This window comes from Flavitalea sp., from assembly GCF_035489435.1.
In the GTDB taxonomy this organism is placed as follows: domain Bacteria; phylum Bacteroidota; class Bacteroidia; order Chitinophagales; family Chitinophagaceae; genus DATHKG01.
In genome coordinates, this window is record NZ_DATHKG010000153.1 from 1 (window position 1) to 4,122 (window position 4,122).

The window sequence follows — 4,122 nt, forward strand, 5'->3', positions numbered from 1 at the left end:
CCAAACTTTCCGAACAATCCATACGAATAATGGTCTCCAAATACTCCGGGAAAGCGGGAATTGAGAAGCATATTACTCCTCACACCTTTCGACATTCGTTTGCTACTCTATTGTTGGAGCAAGATGTAGACATCAAATACATTCAGCAATTCCTGGGGCATAGCTCGATCAACACGACGCAGATCTATACGCATGTGAATTCGAACAAGCAAAAGGAGATTATGAGTACTAAGCATCCGAGGTTGAGCATGGTGTTGTAGCATGAATGAAGGATAACTAAATATTATCCATTGATATATGCCAACGCCGTCACAGTCTGTTTATGAATTGCGGAGGATTAAGAATTCGACGGACAGAAGCCTTAGAGAGGCTTTGAAAATTTATTTTCAGAATGTTGATCCATTAATTAGAACCAACACGAACGAGATTATTCATTGGCTAGATCGCTACAACGAGAAATTTCAGGATCGTTTTTACATAGTTGCTTTACATCTTAACGATTCAATGATAGGGTATGGACAGTTTACTTATTTCAAGGAGGAAAAACTTGTCTTTATAGACTACATGGCAATTGAAAAAAACAGTAGAAAAAATAATACGTTTTATGAATTTGTTGATAAAGTGAAGGACTTCTTTATAAACGAAGATGTTGAGTATAACTACATTGTTACAGAAGTCGGATATTATAAGGATGGTAAAGAGCTAACTGAAGTTGGCCGAAACTTGATACGCCTTCTTAAAATGACAGGATTCGGCGTAATCAAAATGAATTACTTTCAGCCGATGTTGGGTAAAAAAAATTATGAAACAGAGATAGGCGGTGTGCTTATGATATATACAGAAAACGGCTCGAAAACACTTAAATTGGAAACCTTCCTTCAAATAATTGATACAATATATTATAAGAACTATAAGAGATGGTATGACGACTTTTTAAATGAGCAAGAACAGTTGGAATACGGCTCCCGCTTATTAGAGTTACGAGAAAGGATCAGACTTTTTGCAAAAAAGAAACCAGAAATTGAAATCAATGGATATGTTCACCTAACACCAGTTAATTTAGCCCCTACTCCTTCATCAAATTACATTCGACTAGCCAAGGTGCTTAGCGTCTTTATCATATTTACTATTTTGTCGGTTGGAATTGGAGGTCTCGTTTTATGGCTCAGAAAGAAGTACAATATTGACGGAAGCTATATTTCATTTATTTCTGTATGTTCGTTGGTAATAATTATTTTTATCTCTAGAGTATTTTATAAAAATAAGAACGAATCCATTTCCGGAGTAATCGAAAAGATATTTAACATTTTTAATTAGGCCATTTTTTTACAGAGGATAATAGTGTTTGAGGCCTGGCTCCGAACGAAAGGTATGTTCCGAAAGACCATGTCTAGTTCAAAGACTCTTCTCAATTTACGTTCATTCTTCTGATTTTCTTTTTGACGCGAAAAAAAGTAGTGGAACTTATGTGTTTTAATTATTTCAAATTTATTTAATGCAAGTAGTTCATTTATCCAGCTATCTGAATAATGCCATTCCTTTTGTTTATTATAGACGGCATTGGTAAAGACAGCCATTCTATTGAAATCTTTTTTTAAAAGAAACTCCAAAGCGTTGCTGTTTTTAAAATTGAATACAAACAATCCTTGGGGCCGAAGAATTTTCTGAAATGCTTCAAATACTATCATTGGATCAAATCTATTTATGAGATTTCTATCGCAAATAATAATATCATACGCTTCACTTGTACTATTAGTCAATAAATTCGATAAAGCTATATAGTCAATATTGCTCCCTGCAAGGCCTAAAGATTTTCGCGTAGATGTAATGTTTAAGATGAGGCTTGACTCATTGACAATCGGTGTTAGGTACCTTTCGATAAAACCCTGAATAGTGGCGTCTGTTTTTCTTCGCCATTTATCTCTTTTCTTCAGAACTCGACCTCTATTACTGTTTTCATTTTCCCGAAGAGTATTATATTTGGTTAGGCTCATGACGATAATATTTAGTTATCTACCATCAAAAAGATGGTGATATAGCGAGAAAGTTAATAAAAACTGAGCTGTAATGAAAAAATGGACGAATTTTTTTGTGGCAGCTCTGATGGTTATCCTATTACTCAGTTTACGCCTAAGTCACATCCTTGGAGCAGCGATAAACTTATAGGGCATATTAATATAAATAACATTACACTATCAACCGAGACAATTAGTCAATTTCAAAATGTATTTTGGGATTACTTATGTTCGGAATATGATGCCGATAATTTCTGCTTGTTTCTAGACACATACAATGGATATCTGTCTTCTGACTTTAAAGCATTTGAATATGTTTGGAGACGTGATGAGTATAACCATTATCTTGGGTTTAGGCATATATACTCAACTTTTTATCGGTTACCGTATCATGAGATTGATGCCAAATTAAAACAACGTCACGTAGATTTCAATCCAATATTGCCAATGCTCAGTGATGAGTTTAAAATTTGTTTGATGCTAGCTTATGATGAGATAGCTACAACGAAATCATATGCAGCAGATTATTCTTTTTATGAGTCATTTGGGCCAAAAGAACTTTTGAAGTGGATAAAACTAGTCACTAGGGACGAAGCGTATCATTTCAACAATTGCATGGAACTTATAAGAAAAAACCACTTTCATCGAATAGCAGAGATACCAGATTTAGTCGATCAATTTGTAAACTGGGACTTGGACCGAAATGAATACGTAGGTACGTTTATTCTTGACCATAATAACTATGGTATTGATTTTCTTCAATCGTGTGCAAACATTATGAAAAGATATTTTGTGAGATGAAGACCTCCTCAAATCTTCACATTTTATGGCATCGCATCCCACAAAGTATTTCTTGTTGCTGCCGGTTTTACAGGTTTGATTTCATTAGCACATGCAGTTTCTACGGCAATTGAAACAGGGTGCTTTGATCTCATTTAGGAATTATTATCATTTAAGCATCGCACCACGCGGGTTTGAGTACAACATTTTTCTACTTGCCCCGTATTAGTGTAAATACCCCTTTTGTTGTCCAGTGTGAACCCCAATCAACTCCATATCGGTTTCGTGTCCCAATTTCAGCGCATTCTTGGCGAGACCGTGACTAACCGCGCCGAACTCTCCCTCGAAGAAAAGATCGCTTGCATCGAAGCCCTCCAGGAGATACTGCAACTCCATATGGAGAATCCTGAAGAAGCGGTCGATTATAAATTGATTGGGAACATCATTACTGAAAAAATTGTTAAACCGCTTCGTTCTAAGGCAACGCCGATTCATAATTCAAAGCTCTGGCAGTACTTCGAACCGGGTTCTCAGCAGTACCTTAATTACCTTGCAAGTCAAACAGGCCGCACGTCATTTACCGACGAAGATGACCTGACTCCGGAACAGCACACAAACTTTCTTAGTCAGGCATTTAATCAGCTTAGCCTGTCGCATACACAACTATATTTAACCTCTCCAACACCGGAATCTGATGACTTACTGAACAGCAGTGCAGAGAAGTCAAACGGCAAAGATTTCACTCTGCGCCGTCAGGTGCTGGTAATGCATTATCTCGACAAGCTTTTCAACATTTCCAATGGCTCCGACCGAACGCACTACGCGCACCTGATCGAATTGCTCACCGGCAAAAACTACAAGAATATCTACGATTATGTACGTGAACCTTTTCCGGATAAGATCAGTTCGCGGCTCGTGGACGATCTTAAGTACATCCGTGAATACTTTGTAAAGCTCCGGCTTGATCAAATAACTGCTTTGATAGACAAGGATATACAATTGCACAAATAGATTTGTAGTCACTCCATTTCCCCACTATACGGCTGTTTTCGGGATAGAAGGTATATAACCAATACTTCTATCCTATGGATAATCCCGATGAAAAACCATTGTATGCGCTTACCGTCAGCGAGTTCAGATCCCTGACGCGGCAGATTGTGCTCGATACGCTGAACGAACACATCGCATCAACTTCCTCTCTTACTGTCAAGCCCGTTGATGAAGTAAAGGAGGGTACGCACTATACAATCAAAGAGCTGACGAAGTTTCTGCGGTGTTCACGTATGAGCATACACAACTACAAGAAGCTCGGCCTGCCCTTTACCGG

Annotated in this window: 6 protein-coding genes; 5 read left to right on the forward strand and 1 reads right to left on the reverse strand. The window is 37.7% G+C overall.

Translation table 11 applies throughout. From position 1 onward, the window contains the following. Both VK664_RS23555 and VK664_RS23560 read left to right on the forward strand, forming a co-directional pair. The coding region (locus VK664_RS23555) for a tyrosine-type recombinase/integrase (RefSeq protein WP_461401168.1) at window positions 1-260 on the forward strand (260 nt) is incomplete at its 5' end. Between the two features lie 37 nt (window positions 261-297). Beyond that, entirely contained in the window at window positions 298-1,317 is a 1,020-nt protein-coding gene (locus VK664_RS23560) for a hypothetical protein (RefSeq protein ID WP_461401169.1), read from the forward strand. Here the strand turns inward: VK664_RS23560 and VK664_RS23565 are convergent. Beyond that, entirely contained in the window at window positions 1,314-1,994 is a 681-nt protein-coding gene (locus VK664_RS23565) for a hypothetical protein (protein ID WP_461401170.1), read from the reverse strand. The two genes, VK664_RS23560 and VK664_RS23565, sit on opposite strands and share 4 nt — an antisense overlap. Before the next feature lie 81 nt (window positions 1,995-2,075). Between VK664_RS23565 and VK664_RS23570 the strand changes: the two genes are divergently transcribed. The 3 genes from VK664_RS23570 to VK664_RS23580 form a co-directional block, all read left to right on the forward strand. Further along, on the forward strand, window positions 2,076-2,816 hold the full coding sequence (locus tag VK664_RS23570) for a hypothetical protein (RefSeq protein WP_461401171.1): 741 nt from the start codon (window positions 2,076-2,078) through the stop codon (window positions 2,814-2,816). 264 nt (window positions 2,817-3,080) lie between these two features. Beyond that, entirely contained in the window at window positions 3,081-3,806 is a 726-nt protein-coding gene (locus VK664_RS23575; protein ID WP_461401172.1) for a hypothetical protein, read from the forward strand. Between the two features lie 74 nt (window positions 3,807-3,880). After that, the coding region (locus VK664_RS23580; RefSeq protein WP_461401173.1) for a hypothetical protein at window positions 3,881-4,122 on the forward strand (242 nt) is incomplete at its 3' end.

Bases quoted from the DNA above. Each gene is read 5' to 3' on its own strand.
- VK664_RS23570 (WP_461401171.1), top strand. From the start codon at position 2,076: ATGGACGAATTTTTTTGTGGCAGCTCTGATGGTTATCCTATTACTCAG.
- VK664_RS23560 (WP_461401169.1), top strand. From the start codon at position 298: ATGCCAACGCCGTCACAGTCTGTTTATGAATTGCGGAGGATTAAGAAT.
- VK664_RS23565 (WP_461401170.1), bottom strand. From the start codon at position 1,994: ATGAGCCTAACCAAATATAATACTCTTCGGGAAAATGAAAACAGTAAT.